This window comes from Enterobacter sp. RIT637 (assembly GCF_019718755.1).
Taxonomy (GTDB): Bacteria; Pseudomonadota; Gammaproteobacteria; order Enterobacterales; family Enterobacteriaceae; genus Enterobacter.
In genome coordinates this window covers 48,559-74,861 of sequence record NZ_JAIHAZ010000006.1, presented here as the reverse complement: position 1 = coordinate 74,861, position 26,303 = coordinate 48,559, and the positions used below count along the sequence as shown (strand labels likewise).

General features: G+C 57.9%; 28 protein-coding genes. 13 read left to right on the top strand and 15 right to left on the bottom strand.

The genetic code is table 11. The annotated features are described in order from the left end of the window. Positions 1-3 precede the first annotated feature (3 nt). From nrdE to K5E19_RS11485, 4 genes are all read right to left on the bottom strand, one after another. Complete coding sequence (gene nrdE, locus K5E19_RS11500; RefSeq protein ID WP_221551307.1) at positions 4-2,148, bottom strand: class 1b ribonucleoside-diphosphate reductase subunit alpha; 2,145 nt, start codon at positions 2,146-2,148, stop codon at positions 4-6. Then, on the bottom strand, positions 2,121-2,531 hold the full coding sequence (nrdI, locus tag K5E19_RS11495) for a class Ib ribonucleoside-diphosphate reductase assembly flavoprotein NrdI (RefSeq protein ID WP_221551306.1): 411 nt from the start codon (positions 2,529-2,531) through the stop codon (positions 2,121-2,123). Before nrdI ends, nrdE begins: the two co-directional genes overlap by 28 nt. Further along, a complete protein-coding gene (nrdH, locus tag K5E19_RS11490) occupies positions 2,528-2,767 on the bottom strand; it encodes a glutaredoxin-like protein NrdH (protein WP_010434342.1) in 240 nt (79 codons plus the stop codon). Before nrdH ends, nrdI begins: the two co-directional genes overlap by 4 nt. A gap of 242 nt (positions 2,768-3,009) precedes the next feature. Next, entirely contained in the window at positions 3,010-3,336 is a 327-nt protein-coding gene (locus tag K5E19_RS11485; protein WP_010434339.1) for a DUF883 domain-containing protein, read from the bottom strand. A 160-nt stretch (positions 3,337-3,496) separates the two neighbouring features. Here K5E19_RS11485 and K5E19_RS11480 point away from each other — a divergent pair, with 160 nt between their 5' ends. Then, positions 3,497-3,841: a DUF2002 family protein gene (locus K5E19_RS11480; protein ID WP_010434335.1), complete on the top strand. Its 345-nt coding sequence runs from the start codon at positions 3,497-3,499 to the stop codon at positions 3,839-3,841. A 32-nt stretch (positions 3,842-3,873) separates the two neighbouring features. On the opposite strand, the gene alaE is transcribed toward K5E19_RS11480, so the two are convergent. Continuing rightward, the gene (gene alaE / locus K5E19_RS11475) at positions 3,874-4,323 is read right to left on the bottom strand and encodes an L-alanine exporter AlaE (RefSeq protein WP_221551305.1); all 450 of its coding nucleotides are present in this window, start codon (positions 4,321-4,323) and stop codon (positions 3,874-3,876) included. A gap of 492 nt (positions 4,324-4,815) precedes the next feature. Here alaE and stpA point away from each other — a divergent pair, with 492 nt between their 5' ends. Further along, positions 4,816-5,220 carry a DNA-binding protein StpA gene (gene stpA, locus K5E19_RS11470; RefSeq protein WP_221551304.1) on the top strand — a complete coding sequence of 135 codons (405 nt, stop codon included), beginning with the start codon at positions 4,816-4,818 and terminating at the stop codon, positions 5,218-5,220. A gap of 38 nt (positions 5,221-5,258) precedes the next feature. On the opposite strand, the gene K5E19_RS11465 is transcribed toward stpA, so the two are convergent. Both K5E19_RS11465 and K5E19_RS11460 read right to left on the bottom strand, forming a co-directional pair. Then, positions 5,259-5,438, bottom strand: coding sequence for a hypothetical protein (locus tag K5E19_RS11465; RefSeq protein WP_221551303.1), 180 nt, complete (start codon positions 5,436-5,438; stop codon positions 5,259-5,261). Between the two features lie 78 nt (positions 5,439-5,516). Next, positions 5,517-6,038 (bottom strand): rhodanese family protein, encoded by a 522-nt coding sequence (locus tag K5E19_RS11460; RefSeq protein ID WP_221551300.1) that lies wholly within the window; start codon positions 6,036-6,038, stop codon positions 5,517-5,519. Between the two features lie 188 nt (positions 6,039-6,226). On the opposite strand from K5E19_RS11460, the gene K5E19_RS11455 reads away from it, so the two are divergent. Next, positions 6,227-6,385, top strand: a complete 159-nt coding sequence (locus K5E19_RS11455) for a YqaE/Pmp3 family membrane protein (protein WP_010434321.1) — start codon at positions 6,227-6,229, stop codon at positions 6,383-6,385. Here K5E19_RS11455 and K5E19_RS11450 read toward each other — a convergent pair. Then, on the bottom strand, positions 6,382-7,311 hold the full coding sequence (locus K5E19_RS11450; protein ID WP_221551299.1) for a LysR substrate-binding domain-containing protein: 930 nt from the start codon (positions 7,309-7,311) through the stop codon (positions 6,382-6,384). The genes K5E19_RS11455 and K5E19_RS11450 overlap by 4 nt on opposite strands. 320 nt (positions 7,312-7,631) lie before the next feature. Here K5E19_RS11450 and K5E19_RS11445 point away from each other — a divergent pair, with 320 nt between their 5' ends. The 7 genes from K5E19_RS11445 to K5E19_RS11415 all read left to right on the top strand — a co-directional run bounded on the left by K5E19_RS11445 (position 7,632) and on the right by K5E19_RS11415 (position 16,086). Further along, the gene (locus K5E19_RS11445; RefSeq protein WP_221551297.1) at positions 7,632-8,237 is read left to right on the top strand and encodes an ankyrin repeat domain-containing protein; all 606 of its coding nucleotides are present in this window, start codon (positions 7,632-7,634) and stop codon (positions 8,235-8,237) included. A gap of 107 nt (positions 8,238-8,344) precedes the next feature. Beyond that, positions 8,345-9,886, top strand: coding sequence for an acyl-CoA synthetase FdrA (fdrA, locus tag K5E19_RS11440; protein WP_221551295.1), 1,542 nt, complete (start codon positions 8,345-8,347; stop codon positions 9,884-9,886). Beyond that, the gene (locus K5E19_RS11435) at positions 9,886-11,301 is read left to right on the top strand and encodes a DUF1116 domain-containing protein (RefSeq protein WP_221551292.1); all 1,416 of its coding nucleotides are present in this window, start codon (positions 9,886-9,888) and stop codon (positions 11,299-11,301) included. Before fdrA ends, K5E19_RS11435 begins: the two co-directional genes overlap by 1 nt. A gap of 11 nt (positions 11,302-11,312) precedes the next feature. Further along, a complete protein-coding gene (locus K5E19_RS11430) occupies positions 11,313-12,893 on the top strand; it encodes a xanthine permease (RefSeq protein WP_221551289.1) in 1,581 nt (526 codons plus the stop codon). Further along, positions 12,890-13,846 (top strand): carbamate kinase family protein, encoded by a 957-nt coding sequence (locus K5E19_RS11425; RefSeq protein WP_221551287.1) that lies wholly within the window; start codon positions 12,890-12,892, stop codon positions 13,844-13,846. The genes K5E19_RS11430 and K5E19_RS11425 overlap by 4 nt, the downstream gene beginning before the upstream one ends. Before the next feature lies 1 nt (position 13,847). Next, complete coding sequence (locus K5E19_RS11420) at positions 13,848-15,227, top strand: amidohydrolase family protein (protein WP_221551285.1); 1,380 nt, start codon at positions 13,848-13,850, stop codon at positions 15,225-15,227. A gap of 124 nt (positions 15,228-15,351) precedes the next feature. Continuing rightward, positions 15,352-16,086, top strand: coding sequence for a bifunctional 2-polyprenyl-6-hydroxyphenol methylase/3-demethylubiquinol 3-O-methyltransferase UbiG (locus K5E19_RS11415; RefSeq protein ID WP_221551284.1), 735 nt, complete (start codon positions 15,352-15,354; stop codon positions 16,084-16,086). Here K5E19_RS11415 and K5E19_RS11410 read toward each other — a convergent pair. Beyond that, on the bottom strand, positions 16,080-16,682 hold the full coding sequence (locus K5E19_RS11410; protein WP_221551283.1) for a short chain dehydrogenase: 603 nt from the start codon (positions 16,680-16,682) through the stop codon (positions 16,080-16,082). The genes K5E19_RS11415 and K5E19_RS11410 overlap by 7 nt on opposite strands. Positions 16,683-16,779: 97 nt before the next feature. Between K5E19_RS11410 and K5E19_RS11405 the strand changes: the two genes are divergently transcribed. Continuing rightward, entirely contained in the window at positions 16,780-17,667 is an 888-nt protein-coding gene (locus K5E19_RS11405) for a LysR family transcriptional regulator (protein WP_221551282.1), read from the top strand. A gap of 20 nt (positions 17,668-17,687) precedes the next feature. After that, a complete protein-coding gene (locus K5E19_RS11400; protein ID WP_221551281.1) occupies positions 17,688-18,869 on the top strand; it encodes a PLP-dependent aminotransferase family protein in 1,182 nt (393 codons plus the stop codon). A 54-nt stretch (positions 18,870-18,923) separates the two neighbouring features. Here K5E19_RS11400 and K5E19_RS11395 read toward each other — a convergent pair whose 3' ends face one another. Then, complete coding sequence (locus K5E19_RS11395; RefSeq protein WP_221551280.1) at positions 18,924-19,343, bottom strand: nuclear transport factor 2 family protein; 420 nt, start codon at positions 19,341-19,343, stop codon at positions 18,924-18,926. Positions 19,344-19,440: 97 nt separating this feature from the next. On the opposite strand from K5E19_RS11395, the gene K5E19_RS11390 reads away from it, so the two are divergent. Next, positions 19,441-20,172, top strand: coding sequence for a helix-turn-helix domain-containing protein (locus K5E19_RS11390; RefSeq protein WP_221551279.1), 732 nt, complete (start codon positions 19,441-19,443; stop codon positions 20,170-20,172). Here K5E19_RS11390 and nudI read toward each other — a convergent pair. The 5 genes from nudI to K5E19_RS11365 form a co-directional block, all read right to left on the bottom strand. Then, positions 20,144-20,569, bottom strand: coding sequence for a nucleoside triphosphatase NudI (gene nudI, locus K5E19_RS11385; RefSeq protein ID WP_221551278.1), 426 nt, complete (start codon positions 20,567-20,569; stop codon positions 20,144-20,146). The genes K5E19_RS11390 and nudI overlap by 29 nt on opposite strands. Before the next feature lie 147 nt (positions 20,570-20,716). After that, positions 20,717-21,154, bottom strand: a complete 438-nt coding sequence (locus K5E19_RS11380) for a hypothetical protein (RefSeq protein ID WP_221551277.1) — start codon at positions 21,152-21,154, stop codon at positions 20,717-20,719. Between the two features lie 327 nt (positions 21,155-21,481). Next, on the bottom strand, positions 21,482-22,651 hold the full coding sequence (locus K5E19_RS11375) for an HlyD family type I secretion periplasmic adaptor subunit (protein WP_221551449.1): 1,170 nt from the start codon (positions 22,649-22,651) through the stop codon (positions 21,482-21,484). A gap of 10 nt (positions 22,652-22,661) precedes the next feature. After that, entirely contained in the window at positions 22,662-24,854 is a 2,193-nt protein-coding gene (locus K5E19_RS11370) for a type I secretion system permease/ATPase (RefSeq protein ID WP_221551276.1), read from the bottom strand. Then, complete coding sequence (locus K5E19_RS11365) at positions 24,851-26,254, bottom strand: TolC family outer membrane protein (RefSeq protein WP_221551274.1); 1,404 nt, start codon at positions 26,252-26,254, stop codon at positions 24,851-24,853. Before K5E19_RS11365 ends, K5E19_RS11370 begins: the two co-directional genes overlap by 4 nt. Positions 26,255-26,303 lie beyond the last annotated feature (49 nt).

Below are 26,303 nucleotides of genomic sequence, written 5' to 3'. Positions count from 1 at the left end.
TCCTTACAGCGCGCAGGACACGCAGCCTTCGATTTCGGTGCCTTCCAGCGCAAGCTGGCGCAGGCGAATGTAGTAGAGCGTTTTGATGCCTTTCTTCCAGGCGTAGATCTGCGCCCTGTTGATATCCCGCGTGGTGGCGGTATCCGGGAAGAACAGCGTCAGCGACAACCCCTGATCCACGTGCTTCGTCGCCTCGGCGTAGGTATCGATGATTTTTTCCGGGCCGATCTCATACGCGTCCTGATAGAGCGCCAGGTTCTCATTGGTCATAAACGGGGCAGGGTAATAAACGCGCCCGGTTTTGCCTTCCTTACGGATTTCAATTTTCGACACGATGGGGTGAATGCTCGACGTGGCGTGGTTGATGTAGGAAATCGATCCGGTCGGCGGGACGGCCTGCAGGTTCTGGTTATAAATGCCGTAGCGCATCACGTCGTCACGCAGCTGCTGCCACATCTCGCGCGTCGGCAGGGTAATCCCCGCGCGGGAAAACAGTGCACGCACTTTTTCGGTTTTCGGCTGCCAGTCGCCTTCAAGGTACTGGCTGAAATACTCACCGCTGGCGTAGCGCGACTGCTCAAAGCCCGCGAAGCACTGATTGCGCTCGTGCGCCAGCATCATCGACGTGTGCAGCGCGTGCCAGGTGACGGTGTAGAAATAGAGGTTGGTGAAATCCAGCCCCTCCGGACTGCCGTAGGCGATGCCTTCCCGTGCCAGATAGCCGTGCAGGTTCATCTGCCCAAGCCCAATGGCGTGGGATGCGGCATTGCCCGCTTCAATAGACGGCACGCTGCGGATGTGGCTCATGTCGGACACTGCCGTCAGCCCGCGAATGGCGGTCTCCACCGTGCGGCCAAAGTCTGGGGAATCCATGGTGTGGGCAATATTCAGCGACCCGAGGTTGCAGGAGATATCCTTGCCGATGTCCGCGTAGTCCAGGTTTTCGTCGTAGGTGGAGGCGCTGTTGACCTGCAAAATCTCCGAGCACAGGTTGCTCATGTTGATGCGCCCCGCAATTGGGTTCGCGCGGTTCACCGTATCCTCAAACATGATGTATGGATAGCCGGACTCAAACTGGATCTCCGCAAGCGTCTGGAAGAAATCGCGGGCGTTGATGTACTTTTTACGGATGCGATCGTCGGCCACCAGCTCGTCGTACAGGTCGTTTATCGCCACGTCGCCAAAGGCTTTGCCGTAAATACGCTCGATGTCATACGGCGAGAAGAGCGCCATCTCGGCATTCTCTTTAGCGAGCTTAAAGGTGATGTCCGGGATCGTCACGCCGAGCGACAGGGTTTTTATGCGGATTTTTTCGTCGGCGTTTTCACGCTTGGTATCCAGAAAGCGCAGAATATCAGGGTGGTGCGCGTGCAGGTAAACCGCCCCCGCGCCCTGGCGCGCGCCAAGCTGGTTAGCATAGGAGAAGGCATCTTCCAGCATCTTCATGACCGGGATCACGCCGGAGGACTGGTTTTCAATGCGCTTGATCGGCGCGCCCGCTTCGCGCAGGTTCGAGAGCAGAAACGCCACGCCGCCGCCGCGTTTAGAAAGCTGCAGCGCCGAGTTCACTGCGCGGCCAATCGATTCCATATTGTCTTCGATACGCAGCAGGAAGCAGGAAACCAGCTCGCCGCGCTGGGCCTTGCCGCAGTTGAGGAAGGTCGGCGTGGCGGGCTGGAAGCGGCCGGAGAGGATCTCCTCCATCAAGCGTTCAGCCTGCGCTTCATCCCCTTGCGCCAGGGTTAACGCCACCATCACGGTGCGATCTTCGAAGCTCTCTAAATAGCGCTTGCCGTCAAAGGTCTTCAGGGTATAGCTGGTGTAGTACTTCCACGCGCCAAGAAACGTCTGGAAGCGAAAGCCGCTGGCATGCGCGCGTTCAAACAGCTTCACCACAAAGGCGCGGTCGTAGCGGGTCAGCACGCGTTCTTCGTAGTAGCCTTCTTTAACCAGATAGTCGAGACGCTCATGCTGGCTGCCAAACGTCACCGTGTTAGGCCGGACGTGGGCGGCAAAAAAGGCGTCCACCGCATCATGGTCTTTGCCAAACTGGATGCGTCCCTCGCGGTCATAGAGGTTGAGCATCGCATTTAATGCGTGGTAATCCGGCGTCGCCTGAATCACCCGTTCTGCGGTTGTCGTTGCCAAAATTCGTTCACTCCTTTACGCACGTTTTCTACGTCCTGCTGTGTCCCCATCAGCTCAAAGCGATAGAGATACGGCACGCCGCATTTTTGAGAGATGACATCCCCGGCGCGGCCAAAGGCATCGCCGAAATTGCGATTCCCCGCCGCAATAACGCCGCGGATTAGCCCGCGGTTATGCGGATCGTTCAGAAAGCGGATCACCTGACGGGGAACAGCCCCCGCCGTCCCGCCTCCGCCATAGCTGGGCACCACCAGTATGTAAGGCTCGTCTACCTGAATTCGCTCCCGCTCGTTAAGCGGGATGCGGGTCGCAGACAGCCCGAGGCGCTCGATAAAGCGGAGCGTGTTTTCCGAACTGCTGGAAAAGTAGACCAGCCCACTCATGCACGGGCGGCCTGAGCGGCGAGGCGGTTGATCATGTCCGGGCGGAAGCCAGACCAGCTGGTCTCTCCGGCAACGACCACCGGAAGCTGCCGGAAACCTTGCGCGCGCAGGGTATCGGCGGCATCGGGCACCAGGTCGATATTCACCATCTCAAACGCCACGCCGCGGCTTTCCATTGCACGTTTGGTTGCGTGGCACTGAACACAATCGTTACGAGTGTAAATAATAATGCTCATGATTCGTATTTCCATTTAGAATAAGAAAACGGCGCGATTGAACGCGTCAGGTTGTGTCTCTGTTGCTAAAGGAATACTAGATGTAGTTGTGATAATTATCAACCATACAAGATATGGGAAATTTAGATTGATAATGCCCGGGTGATGAGCACAACGGGGCAGGGCAGACTGTACGGGTTTTACAGGCGTTCAGACAAAGAAAAGCCCCGGCGCCTGAGGCTACCGGGGCCGATGAGTCGTGTTTACTTACGCAGGCTGAGCAGGGCACCAACGAAAATACCGACGGCGGCAACCGTACCCAGTGCACATAGTGGTTTTTCACGCACGAAGGTATTAGCGCAGCTCACCGCGTCGCAGGCCGCCTGCGTGGCGCGAGAGCGACCGTGCATCCGGGCGCGGGTTTCACGCAACAGAGACTGAGCCTTACGTTTTGCAGCATCGGCTTCATCCTTCGCGTCGCTTCCCCAGGACTTCAGCACTTCTTCTAGCGTGTCCGCTAATTGGCTGACATCATTACGAATATCCTGCGCATCATCATTAATATCGTTTCGGTTCGGTCTGTTAAACATAGGATCCTCCATAATTTTGCGTTCCCGTTTAGTCTAGTTCAGAAATTTAATATCTGAAGCGAGTCACGGCTTATCGAACAGTTTATGGAATATTCTGAAAGCCCTGCTAATGCTGAATACTGTAAGGTTGCCGGGCAGGAAAAGATAACGAGGAAGAGATATGTATTTACGACCCGATGAGGTGGCGCGCGTTCTTGAAAAAGAGGGATTCACCATGGATGAGGTGACATCTAAAGCGTATGGATATCGCCGTGGCGAGAATTATGTTTACGTAAACCGTGAAGCGAGAATGGGGCGCACGGCTCTCATTATTCACCCGACCCTGAAAGACAGAAGTTTGTCATTTGCTGAGCCTGCCTCGGATATTAAAACCTGCGATCATTATCAGCAATTTCCGCTCTATTTAGGCGGCGAGACGCATGAGCATTATGGTATTCCGCACGGTTTCAGTTCACGGATGGCGCTGGAGCGTTTTCTGAAGGGACTGTTTGGCGACATTCAGTAAGTCTGCGACTGGCATAAGCCAGTCGCCCCACCTCAAGCTTTTGCCTGGCTGTACTGGCTGACTTTAAACAGACGGCGGCAGTAGTCGAGAAAGTAGCCGTAGACCGCACCCATCAACATCGAAACCACGATATTCGAGCTGACCGCCGCAGCGATTTGGTGCCAGTCTGCGCCTACCGTCAGCAGAATAGCCACATATACCGGTGACTGGAATGTGACATACGCCAGCACGTCGGCCAGATTTTTAACCCAACCCGCCGGGCTAATGCGACGGGCAACGCGCATAATCGCATCGCGATATAATCCGTAAGGCCATGCAATAACGATGTTGACCGGGATGGCCACCAGACGAGAGGAAAGTGACTGCTCGAAGGTCATTCCGGAGAGGAAAATTTCAATCAGCATGTTGACGACGGAGCAGTAGACTACCATCGCGAAGGTATCCGCTACCGCATGGCGCAGGCGTGATTGCGGTGAGAACATGTCTGAACTCCTTGAGAAGCACGAAAGGTGATGTTTTATCGGTAAATCTTAGTGATTTAGATTGGTTTGTTTGACTCGCATAGCGTATCTCTCTGGCTTTGAACTAACAACTAGTGATAAATTTTTATTTACTGGCGTTTATTCCACAAAATGCTCTAAATTTGTCTGTTTTTTGCTCGCTTCGTTATTTTCTCTCCTCAGTATATCTTTGTATTTATAAATCAATTAGTTATGCATGATACATGCAAGGGCGCTAGCCGCTTCTCTGACAGCCGCGTGATATTCTACAAATTGGCTCAAAGGTAACCGTATATATTGATGCGGCAATTAATTCCTAAAGCACATGCGCTCCCCTCAAGGGATATATAAATTATTTATTTTAAAATATTTACAAAATTGTCCTGTCGCGCTGATGGGTAGATATTGCGTGCAAAATGAATTATTCTGTCGGCTGATTTCCGGTTTACTCCAAAGAAAAGGTTTTTAATTATTATGTCTTTGACGTTACAGAATCTTAATAATATCCGTACGCTGCGTGCAATGGCACGTGAATTATCCGTCGACATTCTTGAAGAAATGCTGGAGAAGGTCAGGATCGTTGTTGAAGAAAAACAACACGAGCAGTCGGAATTCGAGCAGCAACGTGCAGAGCAGCAGGATAAAATTAATGCGTTGCTGGAACTGATGAAAGCCGACGGTATTTCACCTTCCGATCTGCTCGGTACTGAACGCGTGCAGGCGGGCAAACCGGCTAAGAAACGCAAAGTGCGTGAAGCGAAATACCGCTTTATCGATGTGAATGGCGAAGAGAAAACCTGGACCGGCCAGGGCCGCACGCCAAAGCCGATTGCCAACGCGCTGGCAAACGGTAAAACGCTGGATGATTTCCTGATTTAAGCCTTGAGCCGGGCGGACGTATCCGCCCGGTGAGACCATCAGCAGACGCCGAAATCACCTGCTTCGGTGTACAGCGTCACCTCCGCGGCTTTCAGGGTAAATTTCTCGCCCTGTTCATTGCTGGCCTGCACGACCACGATGCTGTCGTCCTTCACGTCGAGCACTTTCAGTTTTGGGCCGCCCTGACGCGGCTGAACATAATCACCAACAGAAAACATAGTACCTCCTCTCATTTAGCGATCTTCACCTTAGCCCACGTTTTGCAAAGGGTACAGCGTTAAGCGGTCTGGTACTGCTTACGAGGTACGACGGTTCCACGGCATGATCTTCAGCAGCCGCGCCATGCCGCAAAAACCGGTCAGACCGGCAAACAGCAGGCCCGCTCCCACAAAACCACTCAGCAGGAAAAAGCCGTCTGAGAGCGTGTAGCCCAGCACTACGCCGAGCAGGATCAGCAGCCCCGCTGCAATTTGTACCTGCCGCATCAGTGGCAGAGGCTGTGATTTATCTTCGACGGTCAGCAGCCCGGCCTGTTTCCAGCCCTGAATGCCCCCCTCAACAACGAAGGCCTGAGCGGGTGATGCTGCCTGCGCCAAACGGGCGTCATGGTTTGCCGTTCGTGCGCCGGACTGGCAATGAAAAATCACCGTTTCACCGGGCGCTGTTTTAAGCCCGGCGGGTAAGGTATCCAGCGGTACAGACAGTGCAACCGCAATATGTTCACGGGCGTATTCATCGGTATCGCGAATATCAATCAGTCTTGCGCCCTCAGCAATAAGCGCATTCGCCTGCTGTGGCGTAATAAGAGCAAGAGGCATCGTGTTTCCTTACAGCAAATAATCGGGATAGGTCTGACAAGTAGAGCACTGAATGGATGCCTTAAGCCAGTGTAAAGAGGGTAAAGGCAGGTAAAAGCGCAGGAGCGCCCTGGCAGCAAGCGGTAAACTGACTATGCTTAGAGATAGTCTCTTTTTATTTTCAATTAGTTAGCTTGCACGGAGTCATTATGGGTTTTTGGCGCGTTGTTTTTACGATTATTCTCCCGCCGTTGGGCGTGCTGCTGGGTAAAGGATTTGGCTGGGCATTTATTCTGAATATCCTGCTGACCATTCTGGGCTACTTCCCCGGCCTTATTCACGCGTTCTGGGTGCAAACTAAAAGCTAAGCACGGCAGAGTAAATCGCTGTAGATCCCGGTCAGCACGCCTTCTGGCCCAAACTGCTGTTTGATCCAGCGCGTTACCTGACCGGTCGCGGCATGCTGCGTGGCGAGCAGCATGCGCGAATCCTGACGCGGATTGTTAATGCGTCGCGTCGCCAGGAGTCCATCCTCCACCGCCTCTCTCGCCATGTATTCCGGCAAAAAGCCAATCCCTTCGCCCAGGATCTGACACTGGCATTTGGTGTTGAAATCCGGCACCAGAATCGCCTCCTGCCCGTGCAGCAGCCAGCCGACCTTCTTGTTGATGGTGTGCGCGGTATCTTCCACCATGATGTTGGGATACAGGCGCAGCTGGCTCTCCGCTATGGGTTCGGGAACAAAGGCGAGCGGATGCTCCGGCGCGATGGCAAAGACCCAGCGGATAGCGCCAATTTCGGTGTAATCAATCCCGCCGCCGTCGAGCAGCGTGTCCGGCGCACCGATCGCGATATTGGCCTGGTTGTTGATGATTGAATCCCAGACGCCGTTGTAGACCTCGGTGGTCACGGTGATCTGACAGGTCGGAAACTGTTTTTTCAGCACCTGCAGCAGCCTGGCGGTGTGGCGCGGCGTATACAACAGCTGGTTGATACAGATGCGCACCCGCGCCTCAATGCCCTGCGAAATGGTATCAATCCCGCGCTTGATGGCGTGGAAGTCGTTAAGCAGGTCGGTGGCCTTACGGTAAAAGTAAAAGCCGGACTCGGTCAGCTCGATGCTGCGCGTGTTGCGCACAAACAGCACCACGTCCAGCCCGGTCTCCATGCGCTTAATGGTGTAACTGATGGCGGAGGTCGTCACGCCCAGCTCGGCGGCGGCTTTGCTGAAGCTGCCAAAGCGCGCCGCGGTGGTGAAGGCCAGCAGATTTTCTTCGGTAAAGATGGAATTCATATCTCACTCCCTTCAGCCATCAGTTTTGAACATATTTTAACAGCGATGTTACAACGCATTTGAAGCCGGTCACAGTTCTGACTATTTGCTGCAGGCCGCACTCGGTAAGGCTTCGTCAGGCATAAGCATAATGCAGCCTTGCGCGCTAAAACGCGGTTAAACATAAGAAAAAGGTTGCACAGACGCACGTTTTAACCGGTTTGTTGAATTTAACTCAACAATGAATTGACTGTCGATGAATCATTTTTAAGCGGATTCTTTTATGACCAGGCTGTTGCTATTCTCAGGTCAACAGAAATAAAAACATCGGGAGTCTGAATATGTCTGCGAACGAACTCGTTACTGAATTTCTGCTGGCGGCAGAAGAGGGCAATAGCGATGCGCTAAAAGCCTGCCTGGAGAAAGGCGTGGATATTAACGCCACCAACCGTCAGAAAAGAACCGCGGTTATTATTGCCAGCCTGAAAAAGCATTATACCTGCGTAGAGTTATTAATTGCCGCCGGGGCGGATATTGATAAACAGGATCAGACCTGCTTTAACCCTTTCCTGATCAGCTGCCTGACCAACGATTTAACCCTGCTGCGCATTGTCCTTCCGGCAAATCCCGATCTCGACCGCCTGACGCGCTTTGGCGGCGTGGGCATTACCCCTGCCAGCGAAAAAGGGCACGTGGAGATCGTGCGCGAGCTGCTGGAAAAAACCGATATCAACGTCAACCACACCAACTTTGTCGGCTGGACGCCGCTGCTGGAAGCCATCGTGCTTAACGACGGCGGCGCGAAGCAGCAGGAGATCGTCAAGCTGCTGCTGGATCACGGCGCGAACCCGCACATGACCGATAAATACGGCAAAACCCCGCTCGAGCTGGCGCGGGAAAAAGGCTTCGATGCGATTGCTGACCTGCTGCTGGCGGCAGGCGCATAACGCATTCGGCCAGCCATTTCCGGCTGGCCGTTAATTCAAAAAGTATTTTTACCGACGTGCATTTTGCACGACGGCGGCCCCCTTTTATCCGCGTTCAGGAGAAAATAATGCCAACGAAAATCGTCATAAAAAAGAACACGTACTTTGATTCGGTGTCGTTGATGTCCGTTTCCACCAAAGCCAATAAATTGCCGGGCGTCGAACAGGCGTTTGTGGCCATGGCAACGGAAATGAACAAAGGCGTATTAAAAAACCTCGGGCTATTAACGCCGGAATTAGCGGAAGCCAAAAACGGCGATCTGATGATCGTGATTAAAGGCGACGCGGCGAATGATGAAACGCTGGCGGCCATCGAAGCGCTGTTCACGCGTAAAGAGAGCGCAGGCTCCCATGAAGCGCGCTACGCCACGATTGCCAGCGCCAAAACCCATCGCCCGGACGCAAACCTTGCGGTCATTTCCGTCAACGGTACTTTCGCCGCACGCGAAGCCCGCCAGGCGCTTGAAAACGATCTTAACGTGATGCTCTTTTCCGATAACGTGTCGCTCGACGACGAGCTGGCGCTGAAGCAGCTTGCGCACCGGAAAGGGTTGCTGATGATGGGGCCGGACTGCGGCACCGCCATCATCAACGGCGCGGGGCTGTGCTTTGCTAATGCGGTGCGTCGCGGGCCGATTGGCATCGTCGGCGCATCCGGCACCGGCAGCCAGGAGCTGAGCGTGCGCATTCACGAATTCGGCGGCGGCGTGTCGCAGCTGATTGGCACCGGCGGGCGCGATCTCAGCGAGAAAATTGGCGGCCTGATGATGCTCGACGCCATCGATATGCTGGAAGCCGACGAGGGCACGCAGGTGATTGCGCTCATCTCCAAGCCACCAGCGCCAGCGGTGGCAGAGAAAGTGCTGGCCCGCGCCCGCGCCTGCCGCAAGCCGGTGGTCGTCTGCTTCCTCGGTCGCAGCGAACCGCCCGCCGATGAAGACGGCCTGCAGTTTGCCCGCGGCACCAAAGAGGCGGCCCTGAAGGCGGTCCTGCTCAGTGGCATCAAAAAAGAGTCCCTGGACCTGCATCCGCTCAACTGGCCTTTGATTGAAGAGGTGCGCGCCCGCCTGACCCCACAGCAGAAGTACATTCGCGGCCTGTTCTGCGGCGGCACCCTGTGCGACGAGGCGATGTTCGCAGCGCTTGCGAAATTCGACGACGTCTACAGCAACATCCAGCCTGATCCGGCAAAGCGCCTGAGCGACATCAGCGTCAGTAAAGCCCACACCTTCCTCGACTTTGGCGACGATGATTTCACCAACGGCAAGCCGCACCCGATGATCGACCCGACCAACCGCATCAGCCGCCTGCTGCAGGAGGCGCGCGATCCGGAAGTCGGCGTCATCGTGATGGACTTCGTGCTGGGCTTCGGTGCACATGAAGATCCGGTGGGGGTGATGCTTGATGCCATTAAGGAGGCGCAGGCCATCGCGAAGGCCGATAACCGTCCGCTGGAGATCCTCGGCTACGTGCTCGGCACCGACCAGGATCCGCAGTCGCTGGCGCAGCAGTGTCAGCTGCTGACCGACGCAGGTGTCATCTGGGCCAGCAGCAGTACCAACACCGGATTACTGGCACGCGAATTTGTCTGCAAAGGGGAGAAAGCATAATGACGACCTTATTCAACCAGCCGCTGAACGTGATTAACGTCGGCATTGCGATGTTCAGCGACGACCTCAAAAAACAGCACGTTCCCGTCACCCGGCTCGACTGGACGCCGCCGGGGCAGGGCAATATGCAGGTCGTTGAAGCGCTCGATCAGCTGGCGGAAAAACCGCTGGCGGAGAAAATCGCTGCCGCTAACCAAATCGCCCTTGAGCGCATTATTCAGTCCCATCCGGTGCTGGTGGGCTATGACCAGGCCATTAACGTTGTGCCGGGGATGACCCGCACCACCATCCTGCACGCCGGTCCGCCGGTCGCCTGGGAAAACATGTGTGGCGCCATGAAGGGCGCGGTCACCGGGGCGCTGGTGTTTGAAGGGCTGGCGAAAGATCTGGACGACGCCGCAAGGCTGGCGGCATCCGGCGACATTACCTTCTCGCCGTGCCACGAGCATGACTGCGTGGGCTCGATGGCGGGCGTCACTTCCGCGTCGATGTTTATGCACATCGTCGAGAACAAAACCCACGGCAACCGCGCGTACACCAACCTCAGCGAGCAGATGGCGAAGATCCTGCGCATGGGCGCTAACGACCAGAGCGTGATCGACCGCCTGAACTGGATGCGCGACGTGCTCGGCCCAATGCTGCGCGACGCGATGAAGATTATCGGCGAAATCGACCTGCGCCTGATGCTGGCCCAGGCGCTCCACATGGGCGACGAGTGCCACAACCGCAACAACGCGGGCACCACGCTGCTGATCCAGGCGCTGACCCCGGGGCTGATTCAGGCGGGCTATCCGGTGGAGCAGCAGCGCGAGGTGTTCGAGTTTGTCGCCAGCAGCGACTACTTCTCCGGCCCGACGTGGATGGCAATGTGTAAAGCCGCGCTGGACGCCGCGCACGGCATTGAGTACAGCACCGTCGTCACCACCATGGCGCGCAACGGCTACGAGTTCGGCCTGCGCATTTCCGGCCTGCCGGGGCAGTGGTTCACCGGCCCGGCGCAGCAGGTGATCGGCCCAATGTTCGCAGGTTATAAGCCGGAAGACTCCGGGCTGGATATTGGCGACAGCGCGATTACCGAAACCTACGGCATCGGCGGCTTTGCGATGGCGACGGCTCCGGCGATTGTTGCGCTGGTGGGCGGCACGGTGGATGAAGCCATCGACTTCTCCCGCCAGATGCGCGAAATCACCCTCGGCGAAAACCCGAACGTCACCATTCCGCTGCTCTCGTTTATGGGCATCCCAACCGCCATCGACATTACCAAAGTCGCTGGCAGCGGCATTCTGCCGGTGATTAACACCGCCATAGCCCACAAAGACGCGGGCATCGGCATGATTGGGGCGGGCATCGTTCACCCGCCGTTTAGCTGTTTTGAAAAGGCGCTGTTGACCTTCCGCGATCGCTACTTTTTATAAGGCAAGCATCCATGAAAAACATGAAACTGGAGTGGAAAAGAGGTGACTGGGCGGCGTATTTCGGGTTGATGACCAACAACCTGACCAATTTGCTGACCATGATGGGGCTGCTCATTTTTGTCGTCGGCATCCCGAAGGAGATTGTTTATGGACGCATCGCGCCGGCCTTCGGGCTGGCGGTGCTGGTCGCGAGTATTTGCTACGCCTGGTTTGGCCTGCAGATGGCGCGCGCCACCGGGCGAACGGACGTCACCGCGCTGCCGTCCGGCCCGAGCGCGCCGTCGATCTTTACCGTCACCTTCCTGGTGCTGATGCCGGTTTATCAGCAAACGGGCGATGCGGAGTTCGCGATCCAGATTGGCCTGGTGTGGTGCTTCGTGGAGGCGATGATCCTCGCGGGCGGTTCGTTTTTAGGGGAAACCATCCGCAAGATGATCCCGCGTACCGTGCTGCTGTCGTGCCTCTCCGGTTTAGGCCTGCTGCTGCTGGCGATGAACCCGATGCTGCAGGCGTTCGAAGCGCCGACCGTGTCGTTTATCGTGCTGCTGCTTATCTTCATTAACTGGTTCGGTAAAAAGCCGATTTTCGCCAAAATCCCGACCGGTCTGCTGTTGCTGGTTGCAGGAACGGCGCTAGCGTGGCTCTCGGGTCTGCAAAGCCCGGAAGCGATTAAAGCGTCCATGTCATCCTTCGGCTTTAACCCGCCGGAAGTACACGTGGACAGCTTTATGCAGGGGCTGCCGCACGCGCTGCCGTACCTGGCATCAGCCGTTCCGCTGGGGCTGGCGAACTACATCTTTGACCTTGAGAACATCGAAAGCGCCCACGCGGCGGGGGATGAATACCCGACCCGCAAGGTGATGCTGGCGAATGGTCTGGCGTCGATGCTCGGCTGCCTGATGGGGAATCCGTTCCCGGTCACGGTCTACGTCGGCCATCCCGGCTGGAAAGCGATGGGGGCCAGCATCGGCTACACGCTGGCCTCGGGCGTTACCATGTTCATCGTGCCGCTGTTCGGGCTAGGGGCCTTTATGCTCGCCATCATTCCGATGACCGCCATCGTGCCGATTCTGGTGTTTATTGGCGTCGTCACCGCCAACCAGGTGGTGAGGGAAACGCCCAAAGTTGAGGTGCCGGTGATCTTCATCTGCCTGTTCCCGTGGATCGCCAACTGGGCGCTGACCATGATGAACAGCGTGATGAGCGCCGCAGGCACCAGCGCGGGGAAAATCGGCACCGACGTGCTGCACAGCAAGGGGATTTACTACGAAGGGCTGATGCACCTCGGCAACGGCGCGCCGCTCGCCAGCATGCTGTGGGGCTGTATCGCCATCTTTGCCATCATCAACAAACCGCTGCGCGGGGCTGTCGCCGCCGCCGGTGGCGCGCTGCTGGCGCTGTTTGGGGTGATCCACGCCCCGGTGGTGGGCTTTGCCGAGGGCAGTTCGCTGATGTTCGTCACCGCGTATCTGATGATGGGCGGCATGTTTGTGGTGAAGCATGTGCTGGATCTCTCTGTTAATCCCCCTCTCCCACAGGGAGAGGGCCGGGGTGAGGGCACCAGAACGCACCTTCTGAAGGAAACAAAATGAAAGAGCTTATGGTCGTCGCCATCGGCGGCAACAGCATTATCAAAGACAACGCCAGCCAGTCGGTTGAACATCAGGCGCAGGCGGTGAAAGCGGTGGCAGAGTCGGTGCTGGAAATGCTGGCCTCCGACTATGACATCGTGCTCACCCACGGCAACGGCCCCCAGGTGGGGCTGGATCTGCGCCGCGCCGAAATCGCCCACGAGCGGGAAGGACTGCCGCTGACCCCGCTGGCGAACTGCGTGGCGGATACCCAGGGCGGCATCGGCTACCTGATCCAGCAGGCGCTCAATAACCGCCTGGCCGCTCGCGGCGAGCAAAAAGCGGTCACGGTCGTCACCCAGGTGGAGGTGGATAAAAACGATCCCGGCTTTACGCACCCGACGAAACCGATCGGTGCGTTTTTCAGCGAGACACAGCGCGACGAGCTGCAGCGCGCGCACCCGGACTGGCATTTTGTTGAGGACTCCGGCCGTGGCTACCGTCGCGTGGTGGCTTCGCCGCAGCCGCTGCGGATTGTTGAGGCCGACGCCATCAAGACGCTGACGCAAAAAGGCTTTGTGGTGATCGGCGCTGGCGGCGGGGGGATCCCCGTTGTTCGCAGTGAGCAGGGTGACTACCAGAGCGTCGACGCGGTGATTGATAAAGATCTCTCCACCGCGCTGCTGGCCCGCGAGATCCGCGCCGACGTGCTGGTGATCACCACCGGCGTCGAGAAAGTGTGCGTCAACTTCGGCAAGCCAAACCAGCAGGCGCTGGACGCTGTAAACGTGGAGCAGATGACGCGCTACATGGACGAAGGCCACTTCCCGGCGGGCAGCATGCTGCCCAAAATTGTCGCCTCGCTGGAATTTTTAAGCCACGGCGGCAGGCGGGTGATCATCACCTCGCCGGACCGCCTGCCCGCGGCGCTGCGCGGAGAAACCGGCACCCATATCGTTAATGAAGGAAGATAAGATGAGTGAAAACAAAAGCCGCCGCGAGTTTATTAGCCAGAGCGGCAAAATGGTCACCGCCTGCGCGCTGTTTGGCGCCACCGGCTCCGTCGCGTATGCTGCGGATACCGCAAAGCCAACCTGCGAGACCGGCAAACCGATGAGCATCACCGCGAAACATTACTATCTCGACAACGTGCTGCTCGAAGCCGGGTTTAACGTCGACGGCAGCTTGGCGACGAGCACCCGCACCGAACTGAAAACGCTGGAGATTAAGGACGGGAAGATCGTCGCCCTGCGCGATAACAAAAGCCATGCCGACGCCACGCTGCCGCACTATGACGCAGGCGGCAAGCTGATGCTTCCGGCAATGCGCGACATGCACATCCACCTGGATAAAACCTTTTACGGCGGCCCGTGGCGCTCCCTGAACCGTCCGGCGGGCACCACGATTCAGGACATGATCCGCCTTGAGCAGAAGCTGCTGCCGGAGCTGCAGCCCTACACCCAGGAACGCGCGGAAAAGCTGATCGACCTGATCCAGTCCAAAGGCTCCACCATCGCCCGCAGCCACTGCAACATTGAGCTGGTTTCCGGCCTGAAAAACCTGGAAAATTTGCAGGCGGTGCTGGCGCGCCGGAGCGCAGGTTTTGACTGCGAAATCGTCGCCTTCCCGCAGCACGGCCTGCTGCTGTCTAATTCCGAAAAGCTGATGCGCGAGGCGATGCAGGCCGGGGCGCACTACGTGGGCGGGCTGGACCCAACCAACGTTGACGGCGCGATGGAGAAATCCCTCGATACCATGTTCCAGATTGCGCTGGACTACGACAAAGGGGTGGATATTCACCTGCACGAAACCAGCCCGGCGGGGGTGGCGGCGGTGAACTACATGGTCGAAACCGTGGAGAAAACGCCGGAGCTGAAGGGCAAGCTGACCATCAGCCACGCCTTCGCGCTGGCGACGCTCAACGAGCAGCAGGTGGATGAGATCGCCACCCGCATGGCGGCGCAGCAGGTAACCATCGCCTCCACCGTGCCGATTGGCACCCTGCACATGCCGCTGAAGCAGTTGCGTGAGAAGGGCGTGTTCGTGATGACGGGAACCGACAGCGTCATCGACCACTGGTCGCCGTACGGTCTGGGGGACATGCTGGAGAAAGCGAATCTCTATGCGCAGCTCTACATCCGCCCCAACGAGCAGACGCTCTCCCGCGCGCTCGGTATCGCCACTGGCGACGTGCTGCCGCTGAACGACAAGGGAGAACGCGTGTGGCCGAAAGCGCAGGACGATGCCAGCTTTGTGCTGGTGGATGCCTCCTGCTCCGCCGAAGCGGTGGCGCGCATTTCACCACGTACCGCGACGTTCCATAAGGGGAATCTGGTCTGGGGCTCGGTGGGCTAATGTGGTGCCGGGTGGCGCTGCGCTTACCCGGCCTACGGTTCGGAGATTTTGTAGGTCGGGTAAGGCGAAGCCGCTACCCGACAATGCAGTATACTGCTATGCACATTCTTAAGAGGGATCTGCCATGGCACAAAACATCTACGACAACCCGGCATTTTTCGAGGGCTACGCCCAGCTTCCGCGATCGGTGCAGGGGCTGGACGGCGCGCCGGAGTGGCCCGCGCTTAAGGGCATGCTGCCGGATTTAACTGGCAAATCGGTCGTCGATCTCGGTTGCGGCTACGGCTGGTTCTGCCGCGCGGCGCGCGAGCTGGGCGCGGCTCACGTCACGGGTGTTGATATCTCTGAAAAGATGCTCGCCCGTGCAGCGGAGCTTACCGCTGACCCAAAAATTCAGTATCAGCGTAGCGATCTGGAATCTCTCACGCTTAACGAGAACAGCCTCGATCTGGTCTACAGCTCGCTGGCGCTGCACTACCTGCCGGAGCTGGATACCCTGTTTGCGAAGGTTCAGCGCGCGCTTAAGCCTGGCGGCAGCCTGGTCTTTTCGATGGAGCACCCGATATACACCTGTGCCACCCGTCAGGGCTGGCTGACCGACGATAACGGCGAGCGGTTCTGGGGCGTGAATCATTATCAGGACGAAGGCAGGCGCGTCAGCAACTGGCTGGCGGACGGGGTGATCAAGTATCACCGCACGCTGGGCACCACGCTTAACGCGCTGATCGGGGCCGGGTTAACGATAAGCGAGGTCAATGAGTGGGGACCAACGCAGGCGCAGATTGACGCCTGGCCTGCGCTGGCCGAAGAGGCAGAGCGCCCGATGCTGGTGCTGATTGCCGCCCGTAAGGCTCAGTAACCCACCTTATACACCCGCCCGCTCTGCACGCCTTCCACGCTGCGGCGGTAGGCGTTCGCCACGGTCGCTGCGGGAACGCTCTCAAAGCCCGGGAAGAAGCCGTCGTACGCTTCGACGGATTCGGTGAGGACCGTCGGGCTAATCAGGTTGATGCGGATCCCGCGCGGCAGCTCGCAGGCTGCGGCGTGCACAAATCCTTCCAGCGCGGCATTTACCGTGGTGGCATTCACGCCCTGCGCAATCGGCTCGTGCGCCACAATCCCGCTTATCAGCGTAATCGAGCCGCCTTCGTTCAGGTAGTGCTGGCCGGTCAGCGCCAGTCGTACCTGCCCGAGCAGTTTATCCTGCAATCCCCGGTTGAAATCGCTGTCCTTCATAGTCGCGAGCGGGCCAAAGTGAAGGCTACCGCTGGCGGAGACAATCGCGTCCACCGGACCGATTTTCTCAAACAGCGCCTGCACGCTCGCCTGCGAGGCGATATCCACCTGCTCGTCGCCCTGCGTGCGACCCACGCGGATGACCTCGTGACGACGGCTTAACTCTTCGGTTACGGCACGCCCGACCGTACCGCTGGCACCAATGATGACAATTTTCATAGCTGACTCCTTATGTTGTGAGACTTCATTCTTTAATAAATAAAAAGTCAGATAAACTGGGCTAACGTTAGATGATTACTAACCAGAGGTTCGGAATATGGATAAGCTTCGCGGAATGGAGACGTTTATTGCGGTGGTGGAAAGCGGCAGCTTTACCGGCGCGGCGTCACGTCTGGAGATGTCGGCGGTGATGGTGGGGAAGTATATTGCCCTGCTGGAATCCCAGCTCGGCACGCGGCTGCTGGAGCGCAACACCCGCCGCCAAAGTCTGACCGACGCCGGGCGCGTCTATTTCGAGGAGGCGAAGCGGGTGCTGGAGCAGGTCTCCATTGCTGAAAATGCAGTCGAGCGGCTGCGTGCTGCACCTGCAGGAACGTTGCGCGTCACGGCACCGACGTCGTTTGGTGGCTGCGTCATTGCACCGCTCACCGCCACCTATTTACAGCGCTATCCGGAAGTTCGCGTGGAGCTGGATCTCACCAACCGGATGGTCGATCTGGTGGAGGAGGGGGTCGATCTGGCCATCCGCATTGGCGACATTCGCAATGACGATCTGGTGGCGAAATACCTGTGCCCCTACAACATGGTGATCTGCGCTGCGCCGGACTATTTAGCGCGACACGGCACGCCGCAAACGCCAAACGATCTGGTGGATCATCTGTGTCTTTCGCACACGGTGTGGACGGCACGTAACGAGTGGCGGCTGCCGGGTGTGGAAGGAGAAGTGCGCTGGAAGCGCGATGCGATCTTAAGATGCAACGACGGCTACGGCTTGCGCATGGCGGCGCGCGCTGGCGCAGGATTACTGCTGCAACCGGAGGTGCTGGTGGCGGAAGAGCTGGCAAGCGGCAGGCTGGTGCGGGTGCTGGAGCAGTACACGCCCGCGCCGAGGCCGGTGCATTTATTGTGGCGTCAGGATTTACGTCAACTGCCTAAGCTAACGGAATTTATCGCTCATATTCTGCTAAGATTGGGCACAATATAAAAAAAGAAGGTAATCAAAGAATGTCTGCAAACAAACTCGCCAGCAGCGCGCAGGGCCTGCAATCATCTGCCATCCGTGAATTATTAAAACATAGCAAAATGGCAGGGGTGATTTCGCTGGGCGGGGGTATTCCTAACCCCGATTTGTTCGATCACGAAGGGCTTAAAATTGCCGCCGATGCCGTCTTATCACAGCATTTTGGCGAGGCGTTTCAGTACGGCCTGACGGAAGGCGTACCGGGGCTGCGCGAGGAAATTAAACGCATCTGCGAGGGGCGCGGCATCGCCTGTAAGGGCGATGATGTCGTTATTACTTCCGGCTCGCAGCAATCGCTTGACGTGCTGGCGCGTGCGCTAATTAACCCGGGTGACACCGTTGTCGTTGAGCGTCCAACCTATCTTGCCGCGCTGCAGGTCTTCGGTCTGGCGCAGGCCAGCTTTGAATCCGTTGGCACCGACGGCGACGGTATGAAGGTCGACGAACTTGAGGCCCTGGTGGCAAAGAAAGCCATCAAAGCGGTCTATATCGTTCCAACCTTTGGTAACCCGGGCGGTGTGACGCTTTCCGAAGCGCGCCGTAAACAGCTGGTGGAATTATCGAAGCGCTATGATTTCGTGATTATCGAAGACGACCCGTACAGCGAAATTAATTATACCGACGAAGTGTTCCGCCCGCTGATTGCTCACGCCAAAGATATCGGCAACGAAGAGAACGTGGTGTACACCTCCACCTTCTCTAAAATCCTCGCGCCGGGAACCCGCGTGGGCTGGGTGCTGGTCCCCGAGTGGCTGAAACGTGCGGTGGTTAATCTGAAGCAAACCACCGATCTGCACACCAGCACGCTGTCGCAGCTGATGACCTATGAGTACCTGAAAACCGGACGTCTGGCGGGGCAGATTAAGATGATCCGCGAAGCCTATCGCCAGAAATACCAGACGTTTGCAACTGAGCTGGAGGCCGAGCTGGGCGATGTGATGTCGTTCCACAAGCCGAAGGGCGGCATGTTCCTGTGGGCGAAAATGAACAACGGCATGAACACCACACGCTGGCTGGAAAAAACCTTGAGCAACGGCGTGGTGTTTGTACCGGGTGAGTTCTTCTACTGCAACGAACCGGACCAGACAACGCTGCGTATGTCATTCGTCACCCCAACGGATGAGCAGCTGAAAGAAGCGGTTCGACGCCTGAAGATCTCGCTGTAAGAGGGGGCGCATAACGGCAAATGCTGTTATGCGCCGTTCGCGTTTAGGGTGAGCTTATTGCGTGGCGTGGGCGAGCGCGCGGTCTGAAGCTTCTCCGCCGATCACCTGCGTCACCTCATGGATACGACAGATTTTTCCTTCTCGCAGTGCGGCAAACATATACACCTCAATCTCTGCCTGCCGACCATCCGGATACGTTACGGTAACCCGGTGCCGGTCTGCCAAAAGACCATCGTGACAGGTGAACTCCTCTACCCTGAATGCTATCTCGCGGATCTGCGATCGAACGTGGTTCAGGTGCTGCACAAAACCCTGATAATCAAGCGCGTGACCGTCCGTAAATTGCTGGTAATCGGGCGTAAAAAGCTCTGCCGGATCGACGTCGCCTTTGAATAAGCGGGTTAACAGGCACGCCATCTTTTCGCGCTGCGCGGCGTTGTCGGTGTCGGCTATCAGGGACGTGATAATGCTCATGCGGACTCCTTATGTGGTTGAATCACCATTATCCTTGACAGCCGAAGACGCAGTTTCTGTAATACGTCGATGAATAACTATTTTCGGTCAAAATGATATGGTCAGTGTTGAAACGCTCCTTCATCCCGGCGGGTACCGAACGCCGTGGCACAGTCATCGCACCGGCCAGCTGTGGCGCATTGCAACGGGGCTGCTGGTCATTGAGACGCAACAGGCGCGCTCGGTCGTGCCGGCAAAACATATCGGCTGGATCCCGCCGGGCCAGCAGCACGCCGCCTTCTCTGAAAGCGCGATTGAAGGCTGCGCTATCTATCTTGACCCTGCGTGCTGTGCAATGCTTCCCGATGCGCCCGTGCTGTTCGAGCCCGACGATCTCACCCATGCACTGTTTTCCCGTTTATGTAGTGCAGAGAGCGAGTACGATCCGCGAAAGCTGACTTTGCTGCTGGATGAGCTTGCCCTGACGCCCCAGGTTCACTTTTCACTTCCCGTGCCGACGGATCCGCGTCTGAAGAACGTGGTCAGCCGCTTGCTGCAGTGTGTCGATGATAATCAGACGGTCGAGAGCCATGCCAGCCATGCCGGGATGAGCGTGCGTACGTTTAACCGTCGGTTTAGCGCCCAGACCGGAATGAACTTCGTTAACTGGCGGCAGCTGGCACGCGTCATGCGGGCAATGGAGTGGCTGGCGGCGGGGAAGCCGGTAGGGTGGATTGCGCTGTCCTGCGGCTACAGCAGCGTCAGCGCATTTATTGAGGTTTTCAGAGCATGGACCGGTAAAACGCCGGGGCAGTGGGCAATTAAAGAAGGCCCTTTTGGGCGAAGGTAATGCGCGTGGCTTCGTTGAGATCCAGCTCTTTTAACGATTCCGGATTAACCCAGGCGATCTCCTGAAACTCATCATTAAACGTGACTGCCCGGTTGGTGCTGATGCAGTCGAAGATGAGATAGATCATGTATATCTCCTCAGTGGTGCCATCGGCGTAGGTTTTCACCCTGATGTCATCGCGAAAAGCCCATGGCGTGACCGAGGCGATCTCCAGCGCTTCGCCCAGCTCTTCACGGATCTCACGGCGCAACGCCTGTTCCATCGTTTCACCCGGCTCCATTCCGCCGCCGGAGAGAGCCCACTGGCCGGGGAATACGCCGCGATCGTCGGCCATTTTGCACAGCAGATAGGCCCCGTCGTTCTGGATGATGGGGCAGACAATGGTTCGTTGGCGCATGATTTCTTCCTGAAAAATGAGTTTGGGCTACTTTAGCAGATTGGGGGGGATGATTATGTTAGAGGTGCTCGATTCTCGCTCCTTGGTTTTCTGCGTTTTGCTGCCCTCACCCCGACCCTCTCCCACAGGGAGAGGGAGAAAACCATGTCAACCCAGCAACGCGACGCCAGCCTCGGTTCTCAGCCAGCGCGGGGCTTTAAGCTGGTCGGCAAAATATCCCGTCAGTTCAAAGAGTAAATCTCCCATCACACGAGCGGATTCAGGGGCGAGCGCGCCACCCATCAGCAGTTGCGTAATCACTTCGCAGTAGCGACAGAGTTGATCGGATTCAGCGTTGAATGCAGGCTCACGTTCGGGGAACACATCGACGGTAAGACGTTCCTGTAAGTGCTCAGGGAGTGGCTCCAGCAGCATCGGGCGGAGCAGGGTGAGGGTGGATGCAAGACGACCGCAGAGCGCTATTTTTCTTGCAGGATCGGTCTCTTCCACCAATGCTTCGCAATAGCGTTGGCAGTTATCGGCAAGTTCAGTGAAGTCGGTATTGTGGTCGAAGGGGGTAGTGAAAAGTGCGTTACTGGTGGTCATATGACAGTTTCCATTAAGTGATTAAGACCCTGCCAGAGAAATGCCAATTTCCCGGGTGGCAGAACTGAACGGAGTTGGCATTACCGGCCTTAATGGACACCGGCGCGTCTTGCGACGCCCCCGTCCAGCCCACCATTGAAATGTAGCCAGACGCACGGCGCAACAAGAGCTCACGCCGCCATTAAGTTTAACCGGGATGCCAATCCCGACGCCAGATTTTGCTGGCGTGGAAAGAACATACGCCCGATTAACCCTAATAAAAAGAAGGTTACCCAGGAGAAGTTAAATCCTGCGAGGCGGCTTCAGAAAATGATGTAAGGCGTTTCATCACCGCTCCCTCAGCGCCTCTTTCGCCCGGTTAAACGGCTTAATCAGATAATCCAGTACCGTTTTCTCTCCGGTCTTAATGTCCACCGTCGCAATCATCCCCGGCACAATCGAGAAGTGCCTGCCCGCCTTATTCACCAGATAGTCCTGGCTGGTGCGGATAAATACCCGGTAATAGAACACTTCCGGCTTGGCTTCGTCCTGGATGGTATCCGGTGAAATGGTTTCCACCACCCCGTGCAGCCCGCCGTAAATCGCGTAATCGTAGGCGGTGATTTTGACCAGCGCCTCCTGGTTTGGGTGGATAAAAGCGATATCGCGCGGCGACAGGCGGGTTTCAATCAGCAGGTGATCGTCCACCGGCACGATCTCCATCAGCTCGCCGTTGGGGGGGATGACGCCGCCGATGGTGGTGACCTTGATGTTTTTCACGATGCCGCGCACCGGGGATTTCACCGTCAGACGGGTAACGGAATCCTGGCGCCCTTTGAGAATGGCGGAAACCATGTCCACCTCCGCGTTGGCTTTGGAGAGCGCCTCGCGCGCCTGAACGTAATACTGCGAGCGCACGTCGGTCAGCTTGAGTTCCAGATCGCTTTTTTGCCGCTGCAGACGCAGCACTTCCACGTGGCTGGCGGCGCCGGTTTTCACCAGCCGCTGGGTGATCGCCAGCTCTTTATTGGCGAGATCCAACGCCGAGCGCAATTCCCGCTGGGTATCTTCAAGCTGCGCGCGACGTGAGTTATAGAGGCGCGTTTCGGCCCCGATCAGATCCGTCCACTTCGCCAGCGAAGGCGGGAATTTCAGCGGTAGATCGTTCACTTCGGCGTAAAGCCGGACGCTGGAAGCGAGCGATGCCCGGTAGCGCGCCGCACTTTCGCCGACGTTTGATTCCGAACGCGTTGGATCGAGCCGCGCCAGCACCTGTCCCGCCTGAACCTGATCCCCTTCGTGCACGTTCAGCTCCGTCAGGATCCCGCCGTCCAGCGACTGTAAAACCTGCTCTCGCGAGCTGGGGATCACTTTGCCGGTTCCGGTGGAAACTTCATCCAGAATGCCGTACCACGCCCAGACGCCAAGCACCACAAACATCAGCAGAGAGAAGATGACAATCCGCCGCGCGCCAGTGTAGCCGCTTTCGGAGTCGAGGGCGTTATCCAGATCGTCCATTGCGGCAACGTCACGCTGACTGATTTTCATTTTTCCACTCCCGTCCGGTTGCCTGCTGCTGTTGCTGCATGCGGCTGTTGCTCAGCGCCTGCGCTTTTGGCGCATCCATCACCAGCATCCCTTCTTTCAACACCACCACGCGCTCCACCAGCTCCAGCACCGGGACGCGGTGGGTGGCGACAACCAGCGTACGGTTGCCAAGCCAGGCGTTGAGGCGCTGGATAAATTCCCGCTCGGTATGCTCGTCAAGCGACGCCGTAGGTTCGTCCATCAGCACGATATTCGGATCGCGCAGTAGCATGCGCGCCAGCAGAATGGACTGCCGCTGCCCGCCGGAAAGCCCCACGCCATTCTCCATAATCGGGTAGTCCAGCCCCTTCGGCAGCTTCTGCACAAAGCTCGCCGCGCCGCACATCTCCAGCACCTCAAAAATCTCTTCATCGGTGGCGCGCGGCATGCCGAGCGTGATGTTCTCGCGCAGGGTGCCGTAAAACAGCCGCGCGTTCTGGGTCATAAAGCCGACGTTACGCCGCACGTCCGCCACGTCGAGATGGGGCAGGCTGAAGTTGTCGAGCCGCAGCTCGCCGCCCGCCAGATCCATCCCGCCCGCCATCGCCTGCAGCAGGGTTGATTTACCCGCGCCGTTGCGCCCGAGGATCGCCACTTTCTCGCCAGGTTTGATCTCCAGACGGTTGATGCGCAGCGCCATGCGGGGATCTTCCGGGTGATAGCGGAACTGCGCCTGCTCGAACAGGTAATGACCGCGCAGCACGTCCTGGCGGATCGGCGTCTCTTCGCGCTGGTTTTCGGTGGGAAGCTGCATAATGCTGTCCAGCCCTTCTTTGGCGGCCTTCACCTGCTGCCAGCGGGCCAGCACGCCGCACAGCGTCGCCATCGGCGCGATCATGCGGGAGGCCAGCATCGAGGCGGCCACCACTGAACCGGTGGTGAGCGTCCCGTCGATCACCATCGGCGCGCCGACCACGATGACGCCTGCGTAGACCAGGCTTTGAATGGTCATCCCCCAGCTGATCAGGTTCTGCGTCAGCTCGCGGGTGCGCAGGCCGGATTCTGCGGTGATCTGGATGTAGCTGTTCCACTGCTGCAAAAAGCGGTTTTCCGCCTGCATCAATTTGATGTCCTCCAGACCCTGCACGCTCTCCACCAGCACCGCGTTGCGCAGGGTGGATTCATGGGCCGACTGCTTCGCCAGCTCCGCCAGCCGCTTTTGCAGCAGCAGGCCGGGCAGCACCATGATCACCGCCGCGACCGGGGCGATCCACGCCAGCTGCGGGGCGATGATCGCCAGCACCACCACAAACAGCAGAAAGAATGGCAGGTCAACAATCGTGGAGATGGTCGAGGAGGTGACCATTTCGCGGATCTGCTCCAGCTCGCGCAGCTGGGAAATGAAGCTGCCGGTGGAGCGGGGGACGGCGCTGTTGCGCAGGCGAAGCGCATGGCCAAAGACGCGATCCGACACGCGCAGATCTGAGCGCTTGCCCAGCAGATCCATAATGTGCCCGCGCGCCACGCGCAGCACAAAACCAAACAGCGTGGCGATCAGCACCCCGATAGTCAGAACGTACAGCGTCGGGTAGGACTGGGCCGGGATCACCCGGTCGTAGACCTGCATGGAAAAAACGATCCCCGAAAGCGACAGCAGGTTGATAAACAGCGCGGCGAGCATCACCCAGCTGTAGGGGCGCAGGTCGCGCATCACCAGCCTGTAGAGCCAGTCCGGGCGATATTTGGAAATATAGGCATCCACCCGGCTGTCTTTCAGGGCGGCCAGGGGACGCAGGGCGATCACGTGGCGGATGGCCGGGAGCATGGCCGTCATCGACAGGCGGTTGGTGTGCGGTTTGTCGTCGAAAAAGCTGACCTCAAGGGTATCTTCGCCGTCGAAATGTTCAATGACGCCGATTTTGCCCTCGCTCAGCTCCACCACGACGGGCAAGCGCCAGCTATTGATGGACTGCTGATCCGCCGTGAGCAGCTGAAATGACAGGCCGGCCTCGCGCGCAAGCTGCGTGAGGGCAGGCACCATCGGTTTACCTTTCAGCCACGGCGCACCCGCCATCAGCGCGCCAGGTGAACAGGCTACGCGATAACGCGTGGCCACGTAGCCAAACGCCTGCGCCCACTGCTCCAGCGCATCATCCGTCATGTTTTCACCCTGTGGGATATCGCGTTGCTTCATGGCTGGATCTCCACAGTCTGGATGGTGCGGTTATCAAGTTCGAACGCGTGGCGTAAGCGCCCGGTGTTGTACAGGCAGTTGAGCTGAAGCTGGTGCAGCTGTCCGGCGGTTTGCTGCTGGGTGAAACGCGCCTGATAAACCTCCTGTTCGGCGTTTAACACGTCGAGCAGCGGACGCGAGCCGAGGTCGAGATACTGCTGCTGATACAGCTCGCGGGTGCGGGCGCTGAGCGCTTCCTGACGCCCCTGAATTTGCAGCGTGGCCATCAGGCTCATCACCTGGCTGCGTGCTTCAAGCAGTTTTTGCCGCACGTCGAGGCGCGTGCGCTGAATGGTGGACTGCGCCGACTCGACCGCGTGTCCGGCCGCGTTACGTCGGGCGGTCAGGCCGCCGCCCTGATAGAGCGGCATCTGCACTTTTACCCACGCGGAATACTGGGTGCGATCCCGCGTTTCGTTGCCCGCGTAGCGGTCGTTGAGGTAATGGCGCACTTCCGGTTCAAGCGAAATGGTCGGGGTCATCTGCGCGTTGGCGTAGTCAAGGTTGGCCTGCGCCACGTTGGCCTGCGCCCAGGCGGCTAATACAGCGGGCACCAGGCGATCGTCCGGCTCGGCGATCTCACAGCTGCGGGCCAGACTTTGTGGGAAATCGTTGCTGACCGCGTTCAGACTGTCCCAGCCGAGAAAGCTCATCAGCGTGGCGCGGGCGCTGTCGAGGCTGGCCTGATACTGCATCAGCTGTGCGCGCGCGCCTTCGATACGGGCATCGGTCTGCACCACGTCAGAGAGGGATGTGGCCCCTTCGTCATTGCGCTGTTTCGTCAGTTTCCCGATGGAGGAGAGGGCATCAAGCTGTTCTCTGGCGGTGTCCACCATCTGCTGCCAGGTCTGGACCTGCACCATGGCGATGGCGGTATCGTGGGCGATGGTGTCAATGCTGACCAGCACGTTAGCCTGCTGCTGGGCGACGCCCGCGCTTTCGGCGCGCACCTGGCTTGCCACTTTGCCAAAGTCGTAGAGCATTTGTGAGAGCGAGAGCACAAGCGACGGCGTGAAGCCGTTATCGTCGCCGTCGTGGGTATAACCGTTCTCCGCGCCGGCATTGATCTGCGGATAGTATTTCGATTTGGCGACGTCGACATTTTCGCTCTGCTGGTAGAGTTTGCCCACCGCTTCGCTGATGGCCGGGTGCCAGGTCACCGCACGGTTAACCGCGTCATCCAGTTGCAGCGTGCCGGGAGCGGCTTTGCTGGCGACAGGAGCCACGCGGCCGTTCAGAGAGGGGAGTTCCTGCGTTTCGCGGAGTTGCTCAGTATTGATCGTCGCTGCCGGACTGGCTGCGACAGCGGGCACAGATATCAGGCAGCACGAGAGCCACCAGTAAGGCATCTTCTTTCCCATGTCTTATCCCTAATAAAATGGTACAGCTTTATTGTTGTGCCCGGGCGCT